The following is a 21172-nucleotide window of genomic DNA, read 5'->3' as shown; positions in this document are numbered from 1 at the left end:
CTCCTTACGAAGGAGGGGATTAAGGGGAGGTTGCACTAAGCCGGAATGTAGCACAAGGGCAGCTGCCTCTTTGAAGGCAGCCAACCCAATAGAGCTGAAGGGAAGGTGGCGCCTCCCCTTCACATGCCGCCCAAATCCCGCCGACCCAGAGCCCCCGACCTCGGGTAGCCAAAGAGGACACAAAGGAAAGGAAAAAGGGGCGGAGGCGTACGCTCCGCCCCTCCCTTCCCTGAATTCGTAGGGGCAGACCCATGTGTCTGCCCATCCTGTCCCCTCCTTACGAAGGAGGGGATTAAGGGGAGGTTGCATTTTCCCCTGCAAAATCCCCCCGAATTTGCAGGCGTTCAAAAATTACACCCCCTTTTTTTGCCCATTTTTCCAAATTCACAACAAAATTCCCACCGTTTTTGCAATCCCCATTTCCCCACATTGCCCCGTTGGCGTTTGACCTTTCCTTTGCCGATAATTAAGTTGAGGGGGAATGAGTTCTCGCGATAATGTAAATCTTTGCGCCTTGGGGCGCCTTAATTAACCCCCCACGGCCATTTAACCATTTAACGACTCGGAGCGTATGGAGACAGCAACGGCGGAACAGTTAAAAATCAAGCTCTTTCGGGAATTGAAACGCACCCACACCTGCGGCGAGCTGGCCAAAAACAATATCGGACAGACCGCGATTTTGAACGGCTGGGTCTCCGTGGCGCGCGACCACGGCGGTGTGATTTTTATCGATTTGCGCGATCGGTATGGGGTGACGCAGGTGGTCTTTAAGCCGGATGTCGTCAGCGCCGAGATTATGGCAAAAGCGCATTCCCTAAGAAGCGAATGGGTGGTGTCGGTTAAAGGAAAGGTTGAAGCAAGGCCGAAGGGGATGGAGAATCCCAAACTCTCGACCGGCGAAATCGAGGTGCTGGCCGAGGGGGTGGAGATTTTGAACGAATCCAAAACCCCGCCGTTTGAGATTTCAGACGAGACCGGCGCTTCCGAGGATGTGCGGCTTTTTTATCGCTTTTTGGATTTGCGCCGCCCCACGATGCAGGAAAAATTCCGGGTGCGCCACATCGCCGCCTTGTCCGTGCGGAATTACCTGCATTCCCGCGGGTTTTACGAAATCGAAACGCCGCTTCTGATGCGCTCCACGCCGGAAGGGGCCCGGGATTACATCGTGCCTTCGCGGACCAACCGGGGGAAATTTTACGCCCTGCCCCAGTCGCCGCAGCTTCTGAAGCAGATTTTGATGATTTCCGGCTTCGACCGCTATTTTCAGCTTGCCCGCTGTTTGCGGGATGAGGACCTGCGCGCCGACCGCCAGCCGGAATTCACCCAGATTGATATGGAGATGGCCTTTGTGACGCAGGAGGACGTCTGGGAGGTGATCGAGGGGATGATGGCCGCCGTTTTCAAGGATACCTTGAAGTTGGGAATAACCCTCCCCTTTCCCCGTTTGACTTATCGCGAGGCGATGAACCGCTATGGGACGGACAAACCGGACACCCGTTTTGACTGGGAACTGGTGGATTTGACTGCCTTCGGCGCCAAAACGGGCTTCAAGGTCTTTTCCGAAACTGCAAAAAAGGGCGGCGCCATCAAGGCGTTGACGATTCCCAAGCCGCCGGAGTTTACGCGGAGCCAACTCGATTTGTTGGAAGACCAGGCCAAGCAGTATGGAGCCAAGGGGTTGGCGAATTTCATTAATGAAGCAGGCGAATTGAAGTCCCCCCTCCTCAAGTTTTTCAAGGAGGAGGAAAAGAAGGAATTGGTTTCTCTGCTTGGACTTAAGGAAGGCCATATTTCTTTCATCGTGGCCGACCGCTGGGAGACCGCCTGCACCGTTTTGGGCCGGTTGCGCAACGACTTGGCCAAAAAGTTTAAAGTGATTCCTGAAAACAAGTGGAACCATCTCTGGGTGTACGAGTTTCCGGTTTTTGAATACAACGCGGGTGAAAACCGCTTTGACGCCATGCACAACATTGTCACCTGCCCGTATGAGGAGGATTTAGCCAAGCTGGACGAAGGGTTCACAACCCCCCTCCCACTTGGCGACCCGGCCCATCCTTGGGGACACATCCGGGGATACCAGTATGATTTGGTTTTGAATGGTTCGGAAATCGCCTCCGGCGGCATCCGAATCCACAAGCGCAGCATTCAGGAAAAAGTGCTGGCGATTTTGGGCATCAACAAGGAACGGGCCGAGCGGATGTTCGGGTTTCTGCTCCGGGCGTTGGAATACGGCGCGCCGCCCCACGGCGGCATTGCGCCGGGGTTTGACCGGATTGTCGCCTTGCTGGTCGGCTCGGACAACATCCGGGACGTGATTGCCTTCCCCAAAACCTCCGCGGGACAATCCCTGATGGACGGCTCGCCGGCGGAAGTGGACCCGCGGCAGTTGGAAGAATTGGGCATCCGGCTTTTGGACGAGGAGAACTCGAAGGGCAAGAAATAATGGCGGTGCAGACCAAAAAAATCGAGTTGAATGGAGTTGACCAGCGGCTTTTGTTCGGGCCGTCGGACATTTATCTGCGGCTCATCGAGGAGAAGCTGCCGCTCAAGCTGGTGACCCGCGGTGAAACGTTGGTGATTGAAGGCCAGCCAAATTTGGTGGACAAGGCCGCGGCGTTGTTCGTCGATTTGATTGCCCGGTTAAAAAACAAACAAGACATTACCGAGCAGTACATCCTCTATTCGCTGGCGCGGATTGAATCGAACGGGCTCGGCCCGGCGGGGGAGCTGGAGGCGCAGGCCGTAATCACCTCGCTGACCAAGGAGGCCGTGCAGCCGAAAACGGTCGGGCAGAAGGATTATCTGGCGGCGATGGCTTCCAACGATATCGTTTTTGCCATCGGCCCGGCGGGGACGGGAAAGACCTTTTTAGCGGTGGCCAAAGCGACGGCGGATTTGAAGAGTGGAAGAGTCAATCGAATCATCCTTGTCCGCCCGGCCGTGGAGGCCGGTGAATCGTTGGGGTTTTTGCCCGGCGACATCCGCGCAAAAGTGGATCCGTATCTGCGGCCGGTGTATGACGCTTTGCACGAGCTTTTGCCGGCGGAGAAAATTCAGAAGCTGATAGAAATCGGCATTATCGAAATCGCCCCGCTGGCGTTTATGCGCGGGCGCACGCTCAATAACTGCTTTGTGATTTTGGACGAGGGGCAGAACACCACCAGCTCGCAGATGAAAATGTTTTTGACCCGGTTGGGGGTGGGCTCCAAGGCGGTGATTACCGGCGACATCACGCAGATTGACTTGGAAAACAAGAAGGCCTCCGGACTGGTCACGGTGCAGAAAATTTTGGACGGGATTAAAGGCGTTACCTTCGTTTATCTGACTGAAAAGGACGTGGTGCGCCACCGGCTGGTGACGGACGTCATCAAGGCGTATGAGCGGTATGAAGGGCGAGGGCGGTAGGCGCCCGCCCGTTTCGATTTTCAGCGGGCGTTACCGTCTTTCAGCCGGCTTGAAAAAGAATATCCTCGCGCTATCCAACCGAATCATCAAAAGCGAGAGAAAAAGTTTGAATGCAAATTTGATTTTCATCGGCGATGCGAGGATGAGGCAATTGAACCGGCGCTATCGGGGAAAGGACAAAACTACAGATGTGCTCTCCTTTCCCATCGAAGCGAACGGCAAAAAAATGGAGGGGGAAATTTACATTTCCGTTCCCCAAGCCAAGCGGCAGGCGCCGCTTTTTGGCAACAAGGCCGGGGGGGAAATCTTGCGTCTTGCCGCGCACGGATTTTTGCATCTCTTGGGATACGGCCACCAAACCGTTGAAGAGAGAAACGAAATGTTTGCCCGGGAAGAAAAATACCTGAAGGGATTTGGAGCGGCCTCCAGCCGGGGGGGAAAATGCTGATTTGGGCCGCTTTGCTTTGGTTTTTCCTTTGGGGGCTTGCCTACGTAATTTCGCGCGCCAGTTTGGAGCTTTTCCGGGATTCGGAGGAGTTGAAGGAAGCGGCCGCTCCCCTCTCCCCTTTCCGCAAAGCCCGGCTGGAAACGATTTTGAAAAACCCGCAGGCGACTTTGTTCGTGCTTACCTTGGCCCGTTCGCTCGCCTTGGTTTTGGCGACCGTTTTTGCCTTCGGGATAACCGCCTCGGCCCAACCGGCCCAGCCGGTTTTGACCTTGGCCATTCTTTTATCCATCACTTTTTTGGGCTTCGTTTTCTTCGGCGAGGCCCTGCCCCGTTATTTGCCGGAGGAGCCGGGAAAAAGCCCGCTTTTGCGCTATCTGTGGCTGGTCTGGTTTTTGCGCGTGCTCTTCTCCCCTTTTCTGATTCTGCTCAAACCGTACCAGGCGCGGCTCAAGTCCACACCGGAGGAGCTGGAGGAGAAAAAAGAGGAGCTGGTAGAGCGGGCGATCGAGTCCTTGGCGGAATCGGCCGGGATGGGGGAATTGGTGGTTGAAAGGGAAGAGAAGGAAATGATTCAGAAAATCTTTCGGCTGGACACCACAGAGGTGAAGGAAGTAATGGTGCCGCGCATCAACATCACCTGGGTGGAGGTGGACGAAGGGCTGGAGGAAATCAAAAAGAAAATCAAGGAAACCGGCCACGCCCGCTTTCCGCTCTGCCGCAAAACCATCGACGAGGTGACCGGCATTCTCTATGCCAAGGATCTGCTGGCCTCCCTTACACTCGGTGAAAAACCGGATTTGGAAAAAATCGCCCGCCCGGCCTACTTTGTGCCGGAAACCAAGATGTTGGACGAGCTTTTGCTGGAACTCAAAAACATGAAAAATCATCTGGCCGTCGTAGTGGATCAGTACGGCGGCACGGCCGGAATGATTTGTCTGGAGGACATACTGGAGGCCATCGTCGGCGACATTCGGCAGGAGGCGGAAACACCGGAGAAGAAGGAAATCGAAAAAATCTCCGAACTCGAATACTTGGTTTTGCCAACGGTTTCCCTGGCCAACCTGGCGGAGGCCATCTCCTCCCGGTTGCCGGAAGAGGAATTTGACACGGTCGGCGGTCTGATATACGCATTGGTCGGCACGCTACCGACCGTCGGGCAAAAGGTTAGCTCCAACGGGCTGGAATTCACGGTGGAAAAGGTCTCCGGCCAGCGTATTCAGCTCGTGCGGGTCACCAAGGTTTTGCCCCAGCCGAAGTCATCAGCGTAGTCGTCGATTCCTTTCAGCTTGACACTTCTTGCATCAAAGCAAATCTTGCCTTTATGAACAAGGAGGGTTGGCAGAGCTGGTTTAATGCGGCGGTCTTGAAAACCGTTGGCTCCCGCAAAGGAGCCCGAAGGTTCGAATCCTTCACCCTCCGCCAAAAAACTCCAATCGGAGAGCAAATGAACATAGCTGAACGTAGTCTTGGAGAAAAAATATTGAAAAACGAAAAATTTATGGCAGAGTCAATCATGGGCGGACAGCGACACATTTTCATCAACATAGGTGAATAGGAAAGGATGGCGGTGGGTCGTCGTTGCGGTAGTGGCGATGATCAACCGCTGGCAATTCTCGCAACGATCGCTCCAAAATACGGGTGGCTGAAATAAGAAGGCATCATGACAATGATTAAAGCATTCATAAAGGGGCATCCCATACTTACCTACTACGTCTTGGTGTTTTTGGTCTCTTGGGGCAGCTTCCTTGTGGTTGGCGGACGCGGATTCCTCGCCGGCACAAGTTGGCAAACCGACACGACGTTTCTACCTGCAATCTCGGCAATGCTCTTGGGCCCTCCTGCTGCGGGTCTTCTATCAGTTATTTTTATTTCCCAAAAAGCGGGACTGTGCGAACTACTTTCCCGGTTGTTCAAATGGCAGGTTGGCGGGCGCTGGTATGCGACGGCATTACTTATTGCCCCCATTGTTGAGGCTGTGGTTCTCTTTTCGCTCTCGCAAATTTCCTCGGTATTTCTTCCTAAAATTGTTACCGTAGCCGACAAGGTTTCTCTCTTGCTTTCCGGTATTGCGATAGGGTTCGTGGGCGGGTTTATGGAGGAATTGGGTTGGACTGGGTTTGTCATTCCCCAGCTTAGAACACGTTTCAGCATTCTTTCTACGGGTTTAATTGTAGGCGTCTTCTGGGGAATTTGGCACATGCTTCAAATGTGGTGGGTAGGAGGAACTTCCGCTGAGGCGCTTCCTCCGTTTTTTTTCCTGACTTTATACTTCCTCTTTGCGATAGCGCAACTGACGGCCTACCGGGTGCTTATGGTTTGGGTTTACGACAATACAAAAAGCCTGTTGGTGGCAATACTCATGCATTCAAGTTACATAGCCAGTACGCTCTTCGTCCTTGCGCCTCCGACAACAGGTATTTCCTTCCTTTTCTATAGTGGATTATTTACTATTACGCTTTGGTTTATTGTTGCAGTCGTTGCATTAGTTACCGGATATTTTCAAATAGACACCGCCAGAAAACTGTCACGCGGAGAATAGGTCGATGAAAAAAACGGTGTTAAAAAACCTGCAGGAAATTCCGGGCGTAGGCAAAAGCATCGCCCAGGACCTCTACGACCTCGGTTTCCACAAAGTATCCGATCTGAAAAAGAAAAACCCGGAAAAGATGTATTTCGATTTATGCCGGAAGCGGGGGCAGCATATCGACCGGTGCATGCTGTACGTTTTCCGCTGCGCCGTGTATTATGCCTCCACGAAGAAGCCGAATGCAAGCAAGCTGCTTTGGTGGAACTGGAAGGACTCAAAACAACCAAGGAGGGTAAGATGAACGAAGAGAAACCTAAACGCGGAGCGCTTTTGTATTACCAATTGGCCAGCGTGATTTTGCTTTTGGTACTGGTTGGGTTTTCCATCTCGGGGCTTTGGGGACTGGTCAAAATTGGGCTTCCAAAACTGACTGAGGAATACGAATGGAAACGCGTCGCTACGTTCGACCGTTACATCGAAGACAAGTACCAGGAAAAAAACGGCCTCTTCTATCCCAAATTTGAAAAGGAAGACACCACGGCGGCTTTGACCCGGGAACAGGTGGAAGCAAAGTGGAAATCGGCCCAAGTGAATGTCTTGGACGATGAACGGCGGGAGGGGCTGCGGATGATCATGCTTTGGTTCGTTGTGGTTCTGGTCTGCCTGCCGTTATACCTCTATCATCACAAGGCGGTCAAAAAGGGGCGGCAGGCGATGGAGCAGGCAAGTGTGTAACACAAATGCTTGAGACACTGTGAACCATTTTCGAGCGGGGGAGGACTGATGAAAAAGATTTGCTTTCTTTTGCTGCTTGGCATCCTGGGTATTGAAGAAATAACTGAGGCCGAAACCGGATTTTCTGTTGGACTCAAAGGAACCTACGGTATTCCCTTGGGCAAATTTTCCGAAGTCGGTGAGCCCTACATTATTGCCGGCCAGAAAGCCGCCCGTCCGGCTTTCGGCTTTGGAAGCATTGTTAAGTACCGACCACCTTTTCTTTCCAAAACCGTGGCTGTTCGGGGCAGAATTGAGTATTTACAAATGGATGACATGTCGGGTGAATACGTAAGCATTGCAGAAAACGGGGATACTCTCGGCAGAACGGACTTCAAGTTTAGGGTTATACCCGTATCAGTGGCCATCCAATATTCCCCCTTTCCCATTAATTTCAATATTAAACCCTTTTTGGGTCTCGGCATTGGAACTTATTTTTATTCATATGCGAATGTGGGATATAATCCTCGCTCCTCCTTTTCTCAAATTCTAGAACGAAATTATACACGTCTCGGCGTCGATTTTGAACTGGGAAGCGAATTGTCTCTTCTGCATTGCTGGGCAGTTGAAACATCCTTTAGCTACAACGTCGTTTTTCTGCGCAGAGGGGATGATATTGGTGTTCAGAGCAACCTATCCGCTCTTCGTTTCTTTCAAATCAGCACGGGGGTTTTGTATAGAATTTAGGTTATCCCCCAGCTGAAATCGAGGCGCCAAGAAAAGCCGAATTGAAATCCGGCTTACGAATACAAGGTCTTTTTCCTATTCCACCCAGTCGGCGATGAAGATGTTGGTCTCTCCCTGAACCTTGGCGTTGCGGTTGGAGGCGAAAACCAGCTTTTTTCCGTCGGAAGTGAACATCGGAAAGCCGTCAAAGGTTTCGTTGAAGGTGATCCGCTCCAGCCCCTTGCCGTCCGTTCCGACCATATACAAATCAAAGTTGCGCCCCTTGGGATTTTCCATGTTGGAAGAAAAAATCACCCGTTTGCCGTCCGGGAAAAAATAAGGGCCAAAATTGGCGGCGCCGTTGGAAGTCACTTGCTTCTTTTTTTTACCATCCGCATCCATCACAAAAATTTCCAAAGCCCGGGGGCGAATCAGCCCATCCTTTAGTAAGGCGAGATAATCCGCCTTCGATGCCGAATCGGCCGGATGATGGGCGCGGAAGCAGATTTTTTTGCCGTCGTAGGAGAAAAATGGGCCGCCGTCATAGCCGATTTCATCCGTCAATTGCTTCAAGTCCGAACCGTCGGCGTTCATCGTGTAGATGTTCAAATCCCCGCCGCGTGAGGATGTGAAGACGATTCTTTTGCCGTCGCGGGAAATCGTGGCTTCAGCATCGTATCCCTCCGAATCGGTCAATTGCTTGAGGCTTGAGCCGTCCGGGTTGGCCGTGTATATCTCGTAGGTGGGGTGCAGCTGCCAGACGTAACCTTTGGAATAGTCCGGTTTCGGAGGGCAGGCGGAATCCGTTAGGTGAGTCGAGGAGAACAGAATCCTTTTGCCATCCGGGAAATAGTAGCCGCAGGTGCAGCGCCCTTTGCCGGTGGAGACCAGCCGCTTGTCCGAGCCGTCTGCGTTCATCGTATAAATCTGGTCGCAGGAATCGTTCCCCTGATGGTACTGGAAAATCAGCTTGGAATCATCAATGGAAAAATACGCCTCGGCGTTTTCCCCGCCGAAGGTGAGCTGGCGGATGTTTTTCAAGTGTTTTTCTTCCGGCAGCCGCAGGGGGTCAACGGGGCCGTTTTGGGCGGAAGTGCGCGTCATCGCTAAAGTCAGAAGCAAAAGCCCGGCTCCGGCTTTCAGCATTTTCGAGTAAGCAGTTTTCGTTTTCATGGTATCAATAATAATAAATAGAAGGTGTCAAAAGATGATATTTGTCAGGAATTGGGGCGGACTTGATATATATCAAGTGTGAAGGGAGTTTCGACCGATAACTTGACAGACGGTTGGTGTTCCGGTAGTATCCATACTTGCAGATGAAAGGAGAACGGCGATGAAGAAAAGCATTTGGGGAGTTTTGCTTGCTTTTGGAATCTTTTTCCCCTTTGAGGCCAAAACGGCCCCCATCAAAGCTGCTTTGGGGCTGCGGGCGGGGGCCAGTTGGAACCCGGATCAGTTTGTAGTTGGCGCGCAGGCGGAAGTCGGCTCGCTCGGACTGGCTACGATTGCCCCCAGCATCGATTTGGGATTTGGGGACAACTCCGATTTGACCGCCGCCAATGTCGATTTGCGCTGGTATCTTTTTCCCCTGCCCCAGACCGGCATTCAGTTCTACGCCGCCGCCGGCCCCACGGCGGTTTTCGTCAACAGCAATAGCGAAATCGGTTTGAGCTTGATCGCCGGGGCGAAAATTCCGATGAAGGGAACCGGACGCTACAACGTCGAAGCCCGCTTCGGCATCGGGGACATCCCGGATTTGAAGGTAATGCTGGGGGTTTTGTTCGGGCTTTAAACGGCGCTTCCGGTTGATTTTTTGAAGCGGCGGCGGTCGTTGGAGTCCAGAATCCGCTTGCGGATGCGGATCGATTTGGGGGTCACTTCCACCTGCTCATCCGCGCCGATGTATTCGAGGGCTAATTCCAAAGTCATCTTCATTGGGGGCGTAAGCATAATCGCTTCGTCCGCGGCCTTGCTGCGCATGTTGGTGAGCTTCTTTTCCCGGCAGACGTTCACTTCGATATCCTCATCCCGCGCGTTCTGCCCCACCACCATCCCGGCATAAACCGGCACGCCGGGGCCGATAAAAAGCGTCCCCCGCTCCTGCGCCATATCGAGGGCGTAGGCGGTGCTCACACCCGGCTCGTAGGAGATGAGGGAGCCATGGACGTTAATTCTGACCAATTCTGGCTGGAACGGCTCGTACTTGTTGAAGACGTGATTGGTAACCGCTGTGCCGCGGGTTTTGGTCATCAGGGCGGATTTGAGGCCGATGACGCCGCGGGTGGGCATATCGTATTCCAGATGCTGGTCGCCGGATGGCGTCCCTTCGACCGAAAGCAGAGTTCCCTTGCGCGCCCCGCATTCGGCAATCACCGCCCCTTGATACTCCATCGGAACGTCGATGGTCACCAGCTCGTACGGCTCCAGTTTTTGGCCGTTTTCCTCGTGCAGAATTACCATCGGCTGGGAAACCAGAAGCTCAAAACCTTCTCTTCTCATCTGCTCGATGAGAATAGCCAAATGCAACTCCCCGCGGCCGGAGACCAAAAACGAATCCGGGGAGTCGGTTTCTTCCACGCGCAAAGCGACGTTGGTTTCCAGTTCCCGGTTCAAACGCTCCCGAATCTGGCGGGAGGTGACCAGATTTCCCTCCTTGCCGCAAAAAGGTGAAGTGTTGACGCTGAAAGTCATCTGCACGGTGGGCTGGTCAACTTCCACCGGCGGCAATGCCCTGGGGTTTTCGAAGTCGGCTATCGTTTCGCCGATGGCGATTTCCGGCAGGCCGGCGACGGCCACGATTTCCCCCGCTTCTGCTTTTTCGGCAGATTCCTGCTTCAACCCCTTGTAGATTAGAATCTCGCTCACTTCCCCCGGCACAATGCTTTCATCCGTGCGTATTTGCGCCACCTTCTGCCCCGGGGAGATTTTTCCGGAGGTGATTTTGCCGATTCCCATTTTCCCTTTGTAGGTGTCGTAGGCCAGAGCCAAAACGAGCATTTGCAAGGGTTCCTTGGCATTCACCTTGGGCGCGGGGATTTTGTGCAGGATCGTCTCGAATAACGGCTTTAAATCGACCCCCGGTTTTTTCAAATCCAAAGTGGCGGTGCCGGCAGTGGCGGAGGTATAGACGATGGGGAAATCCAGAATTTCGTGGTCGGCATTCAGATGGACGAACAAATCAAACGTTTTATTGATGGCGTTGTCCGGCTCGGCATCCTGCCGGTCGATTTTGTTGACCACAACCACTGCTTTCAATCCCAGCTCCAAGGCCTTGCGCAGAACGAACTTGGTCTGGGGCATTGGCCCTTCCTTGGCATCCACCAAGAGCAGGACGCCGTCTGCCATCCGCAACGTGCGCTCCACTTCCCCGCCGAAATCGGCGTGGCCGGGGGTGTCCACGATGTTGATTTTAACCCCTTTATAGACGACGCTGGCATTTTTGGCCCGGATGGTTATCCCCCGCTCCCGCTCCAGATCCATCGAGTCCATAATCCGCTCCCCCATCTGCTCCAGATTGCGGGCCGCCTGGGTTTGCTTTAACATGGCGTCCACGAGGGTGGTTTTGCCGTGGTCCACGTGGGCAATGATGGCGATATTCCGTATGTTTTTTCGTCTTTCCATTGTTTTATCCGGTAAAAAAAACGCGCCCTCGTCAGGCGCGAAGTGGAAGAAATATACGCTATTTCAGTGATAAATCAAGGGGTTAGACGGCTTCAAACCGGCTTAATTTTCCCCGCTCTTTGCCGATAATTAAAGTAAGCGGACAACAGCGGTAAAAGTTAATTGCAGGACGCAGCACCCGTATTGCGAGGAGGGTTCATTTATGATAAACGGAAACGGCAGTTTCGTCGATATCGTTTTATCGGTAATCTTGTTCCCCACACTCTTTCAAGAGGCGTTCATCAACTTCGCCTGGGGAGCTACTGACCCGACTTGGCTTATGATGACCAAGCGGCTTTTCCTCTTGCTGCCGGTCTGTGCCATCATCCTCGGCTGCTGGGGAACCATCGCCTGCCTGCCGACCGTGGTCGTGCGCCAGAAAAGAATCGAGTTTTTGACCCTTCTTTTGGTCACCTGGTGGGACGTGGGCAAGGCCATCGCCTACTTTTGGGGCGGAATTGCCAAATTCGTCTTGAGCTTTCTGGCTTCCTTGGCGGGGCTGGTCAAGATTCTATTTTTTGCCACGCTTTCGATTCTGCAGGAACTCGTTTTCGCCCCCTTCCGGCTGATTTTCGGTGCCACCCGCAATCTGGTCAGCTCGCAGGTCGCTTGGGTGGCCGTCTATTTGACCGTTTTCTGGTGCTTGATTGAGGCGGTAATCTTTTCCTACGTGACCACGCCTTTGGTGATGGACGTTTTTTCCAACATCACCGGTGAAAATCTGCACCCTTATTTAGTCCGCATACCGCTTTTCGTCTTTCTGCTCTTCGTGGTGATGGGGAGCTACGCCGTGCTTTCAACCTTGGTCAACTCGGTCAAAAGCAAAAACGTCGCTTCCATACTCGGCATCGGCGCCATCGAGGCGGTGGTGCTTTTCGTTGAAGTAATGTTCCTTTATCGGGAGTTTGTGGACGCGCTGGTGCCCTGGTTCGCCCAGTATTCGGCCAATTTTGAGCTAGGCGTGACCGGTACTTTGGCGATTGCCACCTTCGTCTGGTTCGGCATCCGCAGCTTGTCCTGGTTCCTTTTCGCCTCCCATGGCACGCCGGTTCTGATGCAGATTATCCAAGGCAAGGGGGCCGAGGTTTTCGCCAAAAGTGAAATGCCCAAAACCCGCCTTTCCGCCATTTCGCCGGAGTTCGTGAACAAAATCAAGGAAGAGTCGGTCTGGTTCGCCACCAAGGGGGAAGAGCTTTTGGCCGCGGCGATTATGCCCCCCTTGCAAGTGGTCGCCTCCGGCATCAACTTCTGTACCCTCTTTTTGGCCGGCAATCATCTCTTCGAGCTTCCCTTCACCAATATGGAAGCAATTACCAACACCCGCTCACTATTGGAGAATTTCTCCAAACGGGGCTACCGGCGGAAGCCGGCCGAAAAGGTGACGGAAAAGGAAACCGAGTACACGCCACAAAAAGAGCTGGTTTAACTTTTGGGAGATGACGACAATGTCCAAACTCAAATTCCTGTATCCGGTTCTGCTTTTGCTCCTGACGCTTTCTCTGGGCTGCGGCACGAACGACGCCGCCGTCAAACCCCGGCTGGTGATGTTCGTCGGGGTGGATATCAGCGGCTCGTTTATGAAAACCCGCGAGGAGGATTTTGACGACGCGATGGAGTTTCTGTCCCACTACCTCTACGCCCATTTGAACGGGCTGGGCGGACTGGAACGCCCCTCCGTGCTTTTTGTCAGTTCCATCGGCGGCGCCAAACCGAACGAGCCGAAGACCTTTTATCCCATCCAGATGTTTGAGGGAAAATCGGTGGACGAGATTCACGACAAGCTGACGGAGATTTTTCCCAAGGACAAGCCGAACGACTTCACCGATTACAACGCCTTTTTCGAGCAGGTGGCCCTGACGGTCAAAAACAAGAATCTCGTGCTCCGGCCGATTTCCATCGTGATGACCAGCGACGGGATTCCGGACGCCAAGGTGAAGGGGAAAACCGACTTCAAGAGTTTGGAGTTGAAGCCCTTGGAGCGGCTGGCGCGCAACATCACCGTGCGGGTGCTTTACACCGACGCCGTGGTGGGGAAAAACTGGCAGACCCAGGTACGGCGCACAAGGGTTAAAATCTGGACGCAGGACGCCGAGGTGATGACCTCCTGGAAAGACCCCAAGATTATGCTGCCAGAAAAACCCTTGGAGGAGCAGGAGAAGTTTTTCGGCTGGGTGGCTGACAACGTCGACTTTGGCGTTCGCGCCCGCCGGGTGGACTGATTCTCCAAATCCGATATAAAAAGCCCCGTCGGTTTGAAGCCGGCGGGGCTTTTTTGTATCGACTCTACATTTTCACGGCAGGCGGTGGCAGTTCGAAGGCGGCCGGTTCGTGGGAAAAGCCGCAGGTTTTGTGGGTGCTGTCGCAAAAGGGCTTGTTTTTTGACTGACCACAACGGCAGAGGGAGACCACCGTCCGGCCAGCCAAGCCATAAGGCCTTCCTTCCGGGTCGACGATTACAAAATCCCCTTCCACCCGCAGCGAACCGTTTCTGTTTACGGTGATTTTGGTCGGCATTAAAAAGACCTCCTTTTCATCATTCCGAATTTCGTATTAGTTTTTTTGTCTCCTCCAAAAGCTTTTGAAACTCAGGCTCCCGACGGAACTTCTCAAGAATGGGATTGTATTCCAAGCCGTACCAATCCCGCGGGCTTATCTCAACACTTTTTCTGGCCAATCGATAGACCTCCTCGCGCTCATCCAAAAGGGCATACAGCTCGGCCATTTTTTGAAGCACGTATTCGTTCAGGAGCTCCTCCGATTGAACCTCTTTGGCTTTTTCCAAGGCTTCCTCCCGCTTTCCTTGTGCGGCATAAATGACGGCCAAAGCGGCCTTTCCATATGCATCACTCGCGTCTAATTCCAAGGCCTTCTGCAAATGCTGCAAGGCCCTTTGGTAATCACCCCGGAAAAAATAGGCGTCTGAAAGAATCTGGTGCCCCACGACAAGGTAGAAAGTTGACTCCGCCGTTTTTAAAAGCTGATTGGCAAAAGATTCGGCTTTTTCCAAGTTGCCAACAATTAAGTGGAGGGCCGCTAATTTGAACAAACTGAAAAGCAGCGAGGGGTCTTTTTGCCAGGCCAAAGATAATCGTCTTTCCGCCTCTTTAAAGTCCCCCAAGGCGGCATACGCTATTGATAAGTTCATATGGGCGGGCAAAAAATTCGGGTTAATTTCCAGGGCTCTTTCGAGGCAGCGTTTGGCGCTATTAAATTTGTTCTGCCAGGCCAGGACATTTGCCAAGGATTTGTACGCCTCTGCACACAAGGGGTCGATGCTCAAGGCCCTCCGGGAAGCCTCTTCAGATTTTACGAGCCAGGAATTATCCGTATCGAAGTGCTTGTCCAGCATCTGGTAGTAGCTGTCCCCCAGACCGGCATAAGCCAAGGCATAGTTCGGGTCAATCTCCAGGGCCTTCTTGAACATTTGCATCGCCGCCAACATATCCGCCTTAGTGTATTTGGAGTAGTGGTTTCGGCCCTTCAGGTAATACTCGTAGGCATCCAGATTCCCCTTGTACTTTAAGCCAAGCTGTTGTTCCTCTTTTGGCGATAACCGCACCTTGAGAGCAACGGCAATGCTCTTGGCGATTTCCTCCTGAAGCGCGAATATTTCGGTGGCTTCGCGGTCATAGCGCTCCGCCCAGAGATGAAAGCCCTCCTTGGTGTCAATCAATTGGGCGGTGATGCGCAGCCGGTTGCCGGCTTTGCGGATGCTCCCCTCGAGAATGGCGTCCACGTTCATCTTCTTTCCCAATTGGGGAATATCCACCGGCTTCCCCTTGTAGGGCAAAACGGCGTTGCGGGAGGCAACGCGGATGTTTTCGATTTTGGAAATATCGGTGATGATGTCCTCGGTTATTCCCGCCGCAAAGTAGTCGCTGTCCGGGTCCGGACTTAAGTTTTCAAAGTAGAGGACGGCGACCGCCTTCTTGTCGCTTTTCACACCCTCCTTCATACCGGAAGCCAACTCCCGTCTCGTCCGCCTTAAATCCACCTGCAAATCGGAGATGTTCTGGTAGCGTTCTTCCACATTTTTGGCCAGAACCTTGTCGATTATCCTTTGCAGACTCTCCGGCACGCCGCTGCGGAAACGGGAAAGGGGTTCCGGGTCGTCGTTTATGATGGAATAAATGACGGCGGCCTGATGCTCCCCACTAAAAGGAAGTTTTCCGGTTATCAATTCGTACAGAACCACACCAAAGGAAAAAATGTCCGTGCGGCGGTCCACTTCTTTTCCCTGCGCCTGTTCAGGGGACATATATCCCACCGTGCCGAGGGTGGAGCCGGTTTTGGTGAGCTTGGAAGCTCCCTTCAATTTGGCCAACCCAAAATCCATTATTTTGGTCTGGCTTTTGGAGGTCAGCATGATGTTGTCCCCTTTGATATCCCGGTGGACAATCTCTTTTTCATGGGCGGCGGACAACGCCTCACAGAGCTGAATACTAATGTCCAAGATGCGGTCCAAGGAAGGAGCTTCCTCGCCAGCCAGTTGCTTTAAGGTTTTTCCTTCCACCAGCTCCATTGCGATGAAAAGCTGGCCGTCGTGTTCGCCGATTTCATACACCGTGGTTATGTTGGAATGATTCAAAGCCGAGGCGGCTTTTGCCTCGTGAACGAAGCGTTCCCGTTCAGGGAGATTGGAAGCCAGTCCGCGGGGCAGGAATTTGAGCGCCACGAGGCGGTCCAAATGGACGTCCTTGGCCTTGTACACCACGCCCATCCCTCCCTCCCCTATTTTTTCCAGAATTTTGAAATGGGAAATGGTTTGCCCTATCATATTTATCTCACGACAATCGGCATCAATGGCATAGCGAAGTTTACTAAAGGGTTAGGAGCAAGTCAAATGAGCGAAGTTGTTCTTCGCAAGAGCGAGTTTGGCTGTCATTAAAAGCTCTTTTTTCAGAATAGGATTCTCCCATCAACCCATAGAAAACCTCCGCTAACGCAAATCCCGCACCATCCAATGGTTGGGATGGTCCTGTCTGAGTTTTTTCAGCTTCTTCTCCCTCCTGCCGGGATTTGCGTCTAATTGACAATCATAAACCCGAAGCGGCACGGAATGGGGAAATTCCTGTAATGAAAATCTGAAATGTTCTCGCGCTTTATCAATCATTCGCGCATTAAGCAGGGCTTCGCCTTGATAGATACGAACCACAACCGGCACCAGACCAAATAATTTTCGACATTCGGACGCAAGATGGTCCGTGATGCGGATGCACAATTCCGAGGGGAGTTTTTTGCCCTCTTCATTCAACAAATGAATGATCTGGTCGTAGGAATCAAACAAATAAGCAATATGCCTGTTCGGAAGCGAGAAATCGGTTCGATACTGCCTAAGTTTATGGACCAGGTTCGTATCCAAGGGACCGCCATCGTCCGACTGAAGACCCATATCATACATCCGGTCAAACAAAACAATTATGGATTTGTCCGACGCGGATATCGATGAATTCCTTTTGACGACCCAAAAGGGCAACCATAATACTTCGGATTGAGTGTCCAGTATGGAATCCCCATCGGTATCGATAAGATATTCGCCCGGCTCGCCAGCGACAGAATGCGCCATATAAAACTCTTCCTTCAAGGTAGCCATCAATTCCATATCGGGATTGTGTTTGAGAATTATTCCCTTCCCTTCAATCCAATCCGAGACCTTGGCGTTGTACCAAACGGCAATGGAATCAGCCGCTCTAACAAATTTATAGAGATTGTCCCCTTTTTTGGGGGCTTGGGGTAAGGCGAGAGAGGTTGCAAGCAGGCATGCCGCCGTGGATAAAGTTAAAACAACCCTTCTTATTTCGTTCATAGCCGAACCATCTTAACCCTTCGATTTCGCTTGGGGTTTTCAACGGAGAGGCTGGGATTCGTTTATCCCGAGCGGCGCCAGAAATTTATTTCGGGTGCCGTCGAGGGAAACCCAGCACAAGTTTCTCCTTCTTTCGTTTTCTCCATTTCTTTATTTCTTCCTCCCTCCGCCGGGCAGCAGACTGATTGGGATGCGTTTCCCGATATACCAAGGTGACCGGCCTTCTTCCTCTTGTGTACTTTGCTCCGTTACCGGTATCATGCTCTTTTACCCGTTCCTCAACGTTATTGGTAATCCCGGTGTAGAAGGACCCATCCGAACAGCGGAGTATATATACGAACCAAAAATTATTTGTCATTTCAATTCCTCGACTTACCCCGCTATGGCGGGGTTCGCTCGGAACAAGCGGAGAGGCTGGGATTCGAACCCAGGGTACGGCTTTTGACCGTACAGTGGTTTAGCAAACCACCGCCTTAAGCCAACTCGGCCACCTCTCCTTGGTTCGGGTATAATAATTCCTCTCTGGACTTCCGGCAAACCGAATTTGACTGTGCGTTGACAAAATTTCCAAAAACTTCTAATATGAGAATACGCCCCCGTAGCGTAAAGGATAGCGCACCAGCCTCCGGAGCTGGCGGTTCCAGTTCGATTCTGGACGGGGGTGCTTTAAAAACAGGGATTAGAGATTGGTGATTAGAGATTAGACCCTACCCTTCCCCCCTTAAATAAAAACTACAAACCTTCGGAATACTTAACGTCGGAAGTCCGGAGCGTGCCGGTTTTCAAGGCCCGTTCCTTCATCAAGCGAAAAATGATGGGGGTGACTAAAAGGACGTGGATGGTGGAGGTTATCATTCCCCCGATCATAGGGGCGGCAATCGGTTTCATCACGTCCGATCCGATGTCGCCCGACCACATAATCGGGACAAGGCCGAGAAAGGTGGAACAGACGGTCATCAGCTTGGGACGCAGCCGTAGAATCGCCCCTTCGCGCGTGGCTTCCAGAATCCCTTGCGCCGTAACAGAGCCGGCTGCCAGCTTTTTGTCCAGCGCCTCGTGCAGATAAATCACCATCACCACGCCGGTCTCCACGGCCACGCCAAAGAGAGCGATGAGCCCCACCCAGACGGCGACCGAGAGGTTGTATCCCAAAAGCCAGATGATGAACATCCCCCCAACCATCGCGAATGGGACCGAGAGCATGACCATAAGCGCTTCCAAAAAAGAATGGAAGGTGAAATAAAGCAGGACAAATATCACGGCGATGACCAAAGGCATCACCAACTGCAGCCGTTTTTTTGTGCGAAGCTGATTTTCGTACTGCCCGCTCCAAGTGTAGTAGTAGCTGGGGGGCAGGCGCAGGTTCTGTTTCAGTTTGGCGTCCGCCTCCTCCACGAAACCGCCGACATCCCGGCCACGGACGTTCAGAAGCACGAGCGAACGTAAAAGCGAGGCCTCGGAGTTTATCATCGGGGGGCCGGAGGCGAGACGAATATCGGCCAGCTGCTCCAAAGGGATTTGAGCGCCGGAAGAAGTCATTACCAAAGTCCGCTTGATGGCTTCCAGATTGTCGCGGAAGGCCCGGGCATAGCGCACCCGAATGGGGAAGCGGCGGCGTCCTTCCACCGTGCGGGAGGCAATCATCCCGCCCAAAGCCACTTCGATGACATCCTGTACCTCCTTGACCGAAAGGCCGTAGCGGGCCAGCTTTTCCCGGTTTGGCACGATTTCAAGATAGGAACCCCCGACGGTTCGCTCGGCGAACAAGTCGGTGGCGCCGGGGACGGTGTGCAGAATTTCCTCCGCTTTGATGGCCAGCCGCTCGAGGGTGTCGAGATTATCCCCCATTATTTTCAAGCCGAGCTCCGTGCGCACGCCGGTCGCCAGCATGTTGATGCGGTTGATAATCGGCATCGTCCAGGCGTTCACCACGCCGGGGATTTTGGTCTTTTCGTTCATTTCGGCGATTAACTTGTCCTTGTCCATTCCCGGCCGCCACTCGTCTTTCGGCTTCAAGTTGACTATGGTCTCAATCATCGAAACCGGCGCCGGGTCGGTCGCGGTCTCCGCCCGCCCCACCTTTCCCAAAATCCCCAAGACGGTATCCACCTCCGGGAATTGCGTCAGAATTTCGTCTTGGGCTTGCAGTACCCGCTTGGCTTCCGTGACGGTGATGTTCGGCAGAGTGACCGGCATATACAAAAGTGAGCCCTCGTATAATGGAGGCATCCACTCTCGCCCCAAACGGAAAAAGAGAACAAGCGTAAAAACCAGGGCCAAAAGATTAATCCCCAAAACCTTCCAGGGATTGCGCAGACAAAGGTCCAATACCGGCACATAGAGCCGGGCCAATGTCCGGGTGATAACGTTTTTTTCCTCCGGCTTGATGTTTCCTGTGAGGAAGAAAATGGTCAGAACCGGAACGAGGGTAATGGCCAAAACCGCCACCACGGCCATCGCCGCCGTTTTGGTAAAGGCCAAGGGGAAAAAGAGCTTTTTATCCGGCCCTTCCAGCATAAAGACCGGCACAAAGGAAAGCACAATGATAGCCATCGAGAAGAAAATCGGGCGCCCAACCTGCTTGGCGGCTTTCAAAATGACCTTTATGCGCGAAACACCGGGATTGTCGGTCAAATGCCGGTGGGCGTTTTCCACCATTACGATGCCGGAGTCATCCAGAACGCCGATGGCAACGGCAATCCCCCCCAAAGACATCAGATTGGAGGTGATGCCGAAGTAGCGCATGGCGATGAAGGAGCCCAAGACGGCCAGCGGAATGGTCAAAATCACAATCAACGACGAGCGCATGTGAAACAAGAAGAGCATGATGACCAGACAAACGATGACCATCTCCTCCACCAACGACTGGCGGAGTGAGCGAACCGCTTCGGAAATTAGAATGGAGCGGTCGTAGGCGGTCTTGATTTCCACTCCGGGCGGCAGGCCCCGCTTGAGCTCTTTTATTTTCTCTTTGACCCGGTCTATCACTGCCTTGGCATTTTCGCCAAAGCGCATCACAATGATGCCGCCGACGACCTCGCCATTGCCGTTTTTCTCGATTACCCCTCGCCGCTCGGCCCCCCCCAACTGGATGGCGGCAACATTTTTCAAATAGACCGGCACGCCGCCGGGGCCGGTTTTCAAAACGATGTTCTCCAAATCGGCGACCGACTGCACATAACCTCTACCGCGAATCTGAAACTCAACATCGTTTTCATTGAGCAAACTCCCGCCGACTTCGTTATTGGAGGCCTTGACTTTCTCCATTACATCGCCGACCGAAAGACCGTAGGCAAAAAGTTTGCGTGGGTCCAGTTCCACTTCGTACTGACGTACGAAGCCGCCCATTGAGGCGACTTCCGCCACACCAGGAACGGCGTTCAACTGGTAGCGGATGTACCAATCCTGCAGCGCGCGCAGCTCCGCCAAATCCTGCTTCTTCCCCTCCACCGTGTACCAGAAAACATGCCCCACTCCGGTGCCGTCTGGGCCAAGGACAGGCGAAACACCGGAGGGCAAAGTTCCAGCCAGATAGTTCAGCCGTTCCAAAACCCGTGTACGCGCCCAGTACAAATCGACGTCGTCCTCGAAAATGATGTAAATCCAGGAAAAGCCGAACATCGAAGTTCCGCGCACCGCCTTGACGTGCGGCAAGCCCAAAAGATTGGAGGTTAAAGGATAGGTTATCTGGTCCTCGATGATTTGCGGGGAGCGCCCGGGCCATTCGGTGAAAACGATGACCTGGTTGTCGGACAAATCCGGGATGGCATCCACCGCCGTATTGTTGAGCGCCCAGACGCCCCACAGAAGCATCGCAACGGCGGCGAGCATAACAATGTAGCGGTTTTCCACCGACCAATTGATGATTTTTTCAATCATAAAGGTT

General features: G+C 52.9%; 18 protein-coding genes and 3 tRNA genes. 13 read left to right on the top strand and 8 right to left on the bottom strand.

What is annotated here, in order from left to right; genetic code table 11:
* The first annotated feature begins 571 nt into the window (after positions 1-571).
* From aspS to VNL73_08145, 9 genes are all read left to right on the top strand, one after another.
* Positions 572-2443: an aspartate--tRNA ligase gene (gene aspS, locus VNL73_08185; protein HXF49384.1), complete on the top strand. Its 1872-nt coding sequence runs from the start codon at positions 572-574 to the stop codon at positions 2441-2443.
* Entirely contained in the window at positions 2443-3405 is a 963-nt protein-coding gene (locus VNL73_08180; GenBank protein HXF49383.1) for a PhoH family protein, read from the top strand. The genes aspS and VNL73_08180 overlap by 1 nt, the downstream gene beginning before the upstream one ends.
* Entirely contained in the window at positions 3377-3853 is a 477-nt protein-coding gene (ybeY, locus tag VNL73_08175) for an rRNA maturation RNase YbeY (protein HXF49382.1), read from the top strand. The genes VNL73_08180 and ybeY overlap by 29 nt, the downstream gene beginning before the upstream one ends.
* Positions 3847-5121 carry a hemolysin family protein gene (locus VNL73_08170; GenBank protein ID HXF49381.1) on the top strand — a complete coding sequence of 425 codons (1275 nt, stop codon included), beginning with the start codon at positions 3847-3849 and terminating at the stop codon, positions 5119-5121. Before ybeY ends, VNL73_08170 begins: the two co-directional genes overlap by 7 nt.
* A gap of 61 nt (positions 5122-5182) precedes the next feature.
* Positions 5183-5275 (top strand) — tRNA-Ser (locus VNL73_08165).
* A gap of 238 nt (positions 5276-5513) precedes the next feature.
* The gene (locus VNL73_08160; protein ID HXF49380.1) at positions 5514-6392 is read left to right on the top strand and encodes a CPBP family intramembrane glutamic endopeptidase; all 879 of its coding nucleotides are present in this window, start codon (positions 5514-5516) and stop codon (positions 6390-6392) included.
* 4 nt (positions 6393-6396) lie between these two features.
* Positions 6397-6681 carry a helix-hairpin-helix domain-containing protein gene (locus tag VNL73_08155; GenBank protein ID HXF49379.1) on the top strand — a complete coding sequence of 95 codons (285 nt, stop codon included), beginning with the start codon at positions 6397-6399 and terminating at the stop codon, positions 6679-6681.
* On the top strand, positions 6678-7115 hold the full coding sequence (locus VNL73_08150; GenBank protein ID HXF49378.1) for a hypothetical protein: 438 nt from the start codon (positions 6678-6680) through the stop codon (positions 7113-7115). The genes VNL73_08155 and VNL73_08150 overlap by 4 nt, the downstream gene beginning before the upstream one ends.
* 48 nt (positions 7116-7163) lie before the next feature.
* Positions 7164-7841, top strand: coding sequence for a hypothetical protein (locus tag VNL73_08145; GenBank protein HXF49377.1), 678 nt, complete (start codon positions 7164-7166; stop codon positions 7839-7841).
* Between the two features lie 75 nt (positions 7842-7916).
* Here the strand turns inward: VNL73_08145 and VNL73_08140 are convergent, their stop codons facing one another.
* Complete coding sequence (locus VNL73_08140) at positions 7917-8966, bottom strand: hypothetical protein (GenBank protein ID HXF49376.1); 1050 nt, start codon at positions 8964-8966, stop codon at positions 7917-7919.
* A gap of 187 nt (positions 8967-9153) precedes the next feature.
* On the opposite strand from VNL73_08140, the gene VNL73_08135 reads away from it, so the two are divergent.
* Positions 9154-9612: a hypothetical protein gene (locus VNL73_08135; GenBank protein ID HXF49375.1), complete on the top strand. Its 459-nt coding sequence runs from the start codon at positions 9154-9156 to the stop codon at positions 9610-9612.
* Here the strand turns inward: VNL73_08135 and typA are convergent.
* The gene (typA, locus tag VNL73_08130) at positions 9609-11441 is read right to left on the bottom strand and encodes a translational GTPase TypA (protein ID HXF49374.1); all 1833 of its coding nucleotides are present in this window, start codon (positions 11439-11441) and stop codon (positions 9609-9611) included. The genes VNL73_08135 and typA overlap by 4 nt on opposite strands.
* Positions 11442-11643: 202 nt before the next feature.
* On the opposite strand from typA, the gene VNL73_08125 reads away from it, so the two are divergent.
* Positions 11644-12906 (top strand): hypothetical protein, encoded by a 1263-nt coding sequence (locus tag VNL73_08125; protein HXF49373.1) that lies wholly within the window; start codon positions 11644-11646, stop codon positions 12904-12906.
* Positions 12907-12925: 19 nt separating this feature from the next.
* Positions 12926-13699: a hypothetical protein gene (locus VNL73_08120; GenBank protein ID HXF49372.1), complete on the top strand. Its 774-nt coding sequence runs from the start codon at positions 12926-12928 to the stop codon at positions 13697-13699.
* A gap of 64 nt (positions 13700-13763) precedes the next feature.
* Here VNL73_08120 and VNL73_08115 read toward each other — a convergent pair whose 3' ends face one another.
* The 5 genes from VNL73_08115 to VNL73_08095 all read right to left on the bottom strand — a co-directional run bounded on the left by VNL73_08115 (position 13764) and on the right by VNL73_08095 (position 17783).
* A complete protein-coding gene (locus VNL73_08115) occupies positions 13764-13994 on the bottom strand; it encodes a CDGSH iron-sulfur domain-containing protein (protein HXF49371.1) in 231 nt (76 codons plus the stop codon).
* A gap of 19 nt (positions 13995-14013) precedes the next feature.
* On the bottom strand, positions 14014-16257 hold the full coding sequence (locus VNL73_08110; GenBank protein ID HXF49370.1) for a protein kinase: 2244 nt from the start codon (positions 16255-16257) through the stop codon (positions 14014-14016).
* A gap of 162 nt (positions 16258-16419) precedes the next feature.
* Complete coding sequence (locus VNL73_08105) at positions 16420-17286, bottom strand: hypothetical protein (protein HXF49369.1); 867 nt, start codon at positions 17284-17286, stop codon at positions 16420-16422.
* Positions 17287-17371: 85 nt separating this feature from the next.
* Positions 17372-17644, bottom strand: a complete 273-nt coding sequence (locus VNL73_08100; protein ID HXF49368.1) for a GIY-YIG nuclease family protein — start codon at positions 17642-17644, stop codon at positions 17372-17374.
* Between the two features lie 48 nt (positions 17645-17692).
* Positions 17693-17783 (bottom strand) — tRNA-Ser (locus VNL73_08095).
* A 95-nt stretch (positions 17784-17878) separates the two neighbouring features.
* Here VNL73_08095 and VNL73_08090 point away from each other — a divergent pair.
* Positions 17879-17950, top strand: a tRNA-Arg gene (locus VNL73_08090).
* A gap of 68 nt (positions 17951-18018) precedes the next feature.
* On the opposite strand, the gene VNL73_08085 is transcribed toward VNL73_08090, so the two are convergent.
* Complete coding sequence (locus VNL73_08085) at positions 18019-21165, bottom strand: CusA/CzcA family heavy metal efflux RND transporter (GenBank protein HXF49367.1); 3147 nt, start codon at positions 21163-21165, stop codon at positions 18019-18021.
* Positions 21166-21172: the final 7 nt, after the last annotated feature.

The sequence above is a fragment of the Verrucomicrobiia bacterium genome, from assembly GCA_035574275.1.
GTDB lineage: Bacteria > Zixibacteria > MSB-5A5 > DSPP01 > DSPP01 > DSPP01.
The sequence above is the reverse complement of the archived record's forward strand: the minus strand, read 5'-3'. Positions and strand labels throughout refer to the sequence as shown.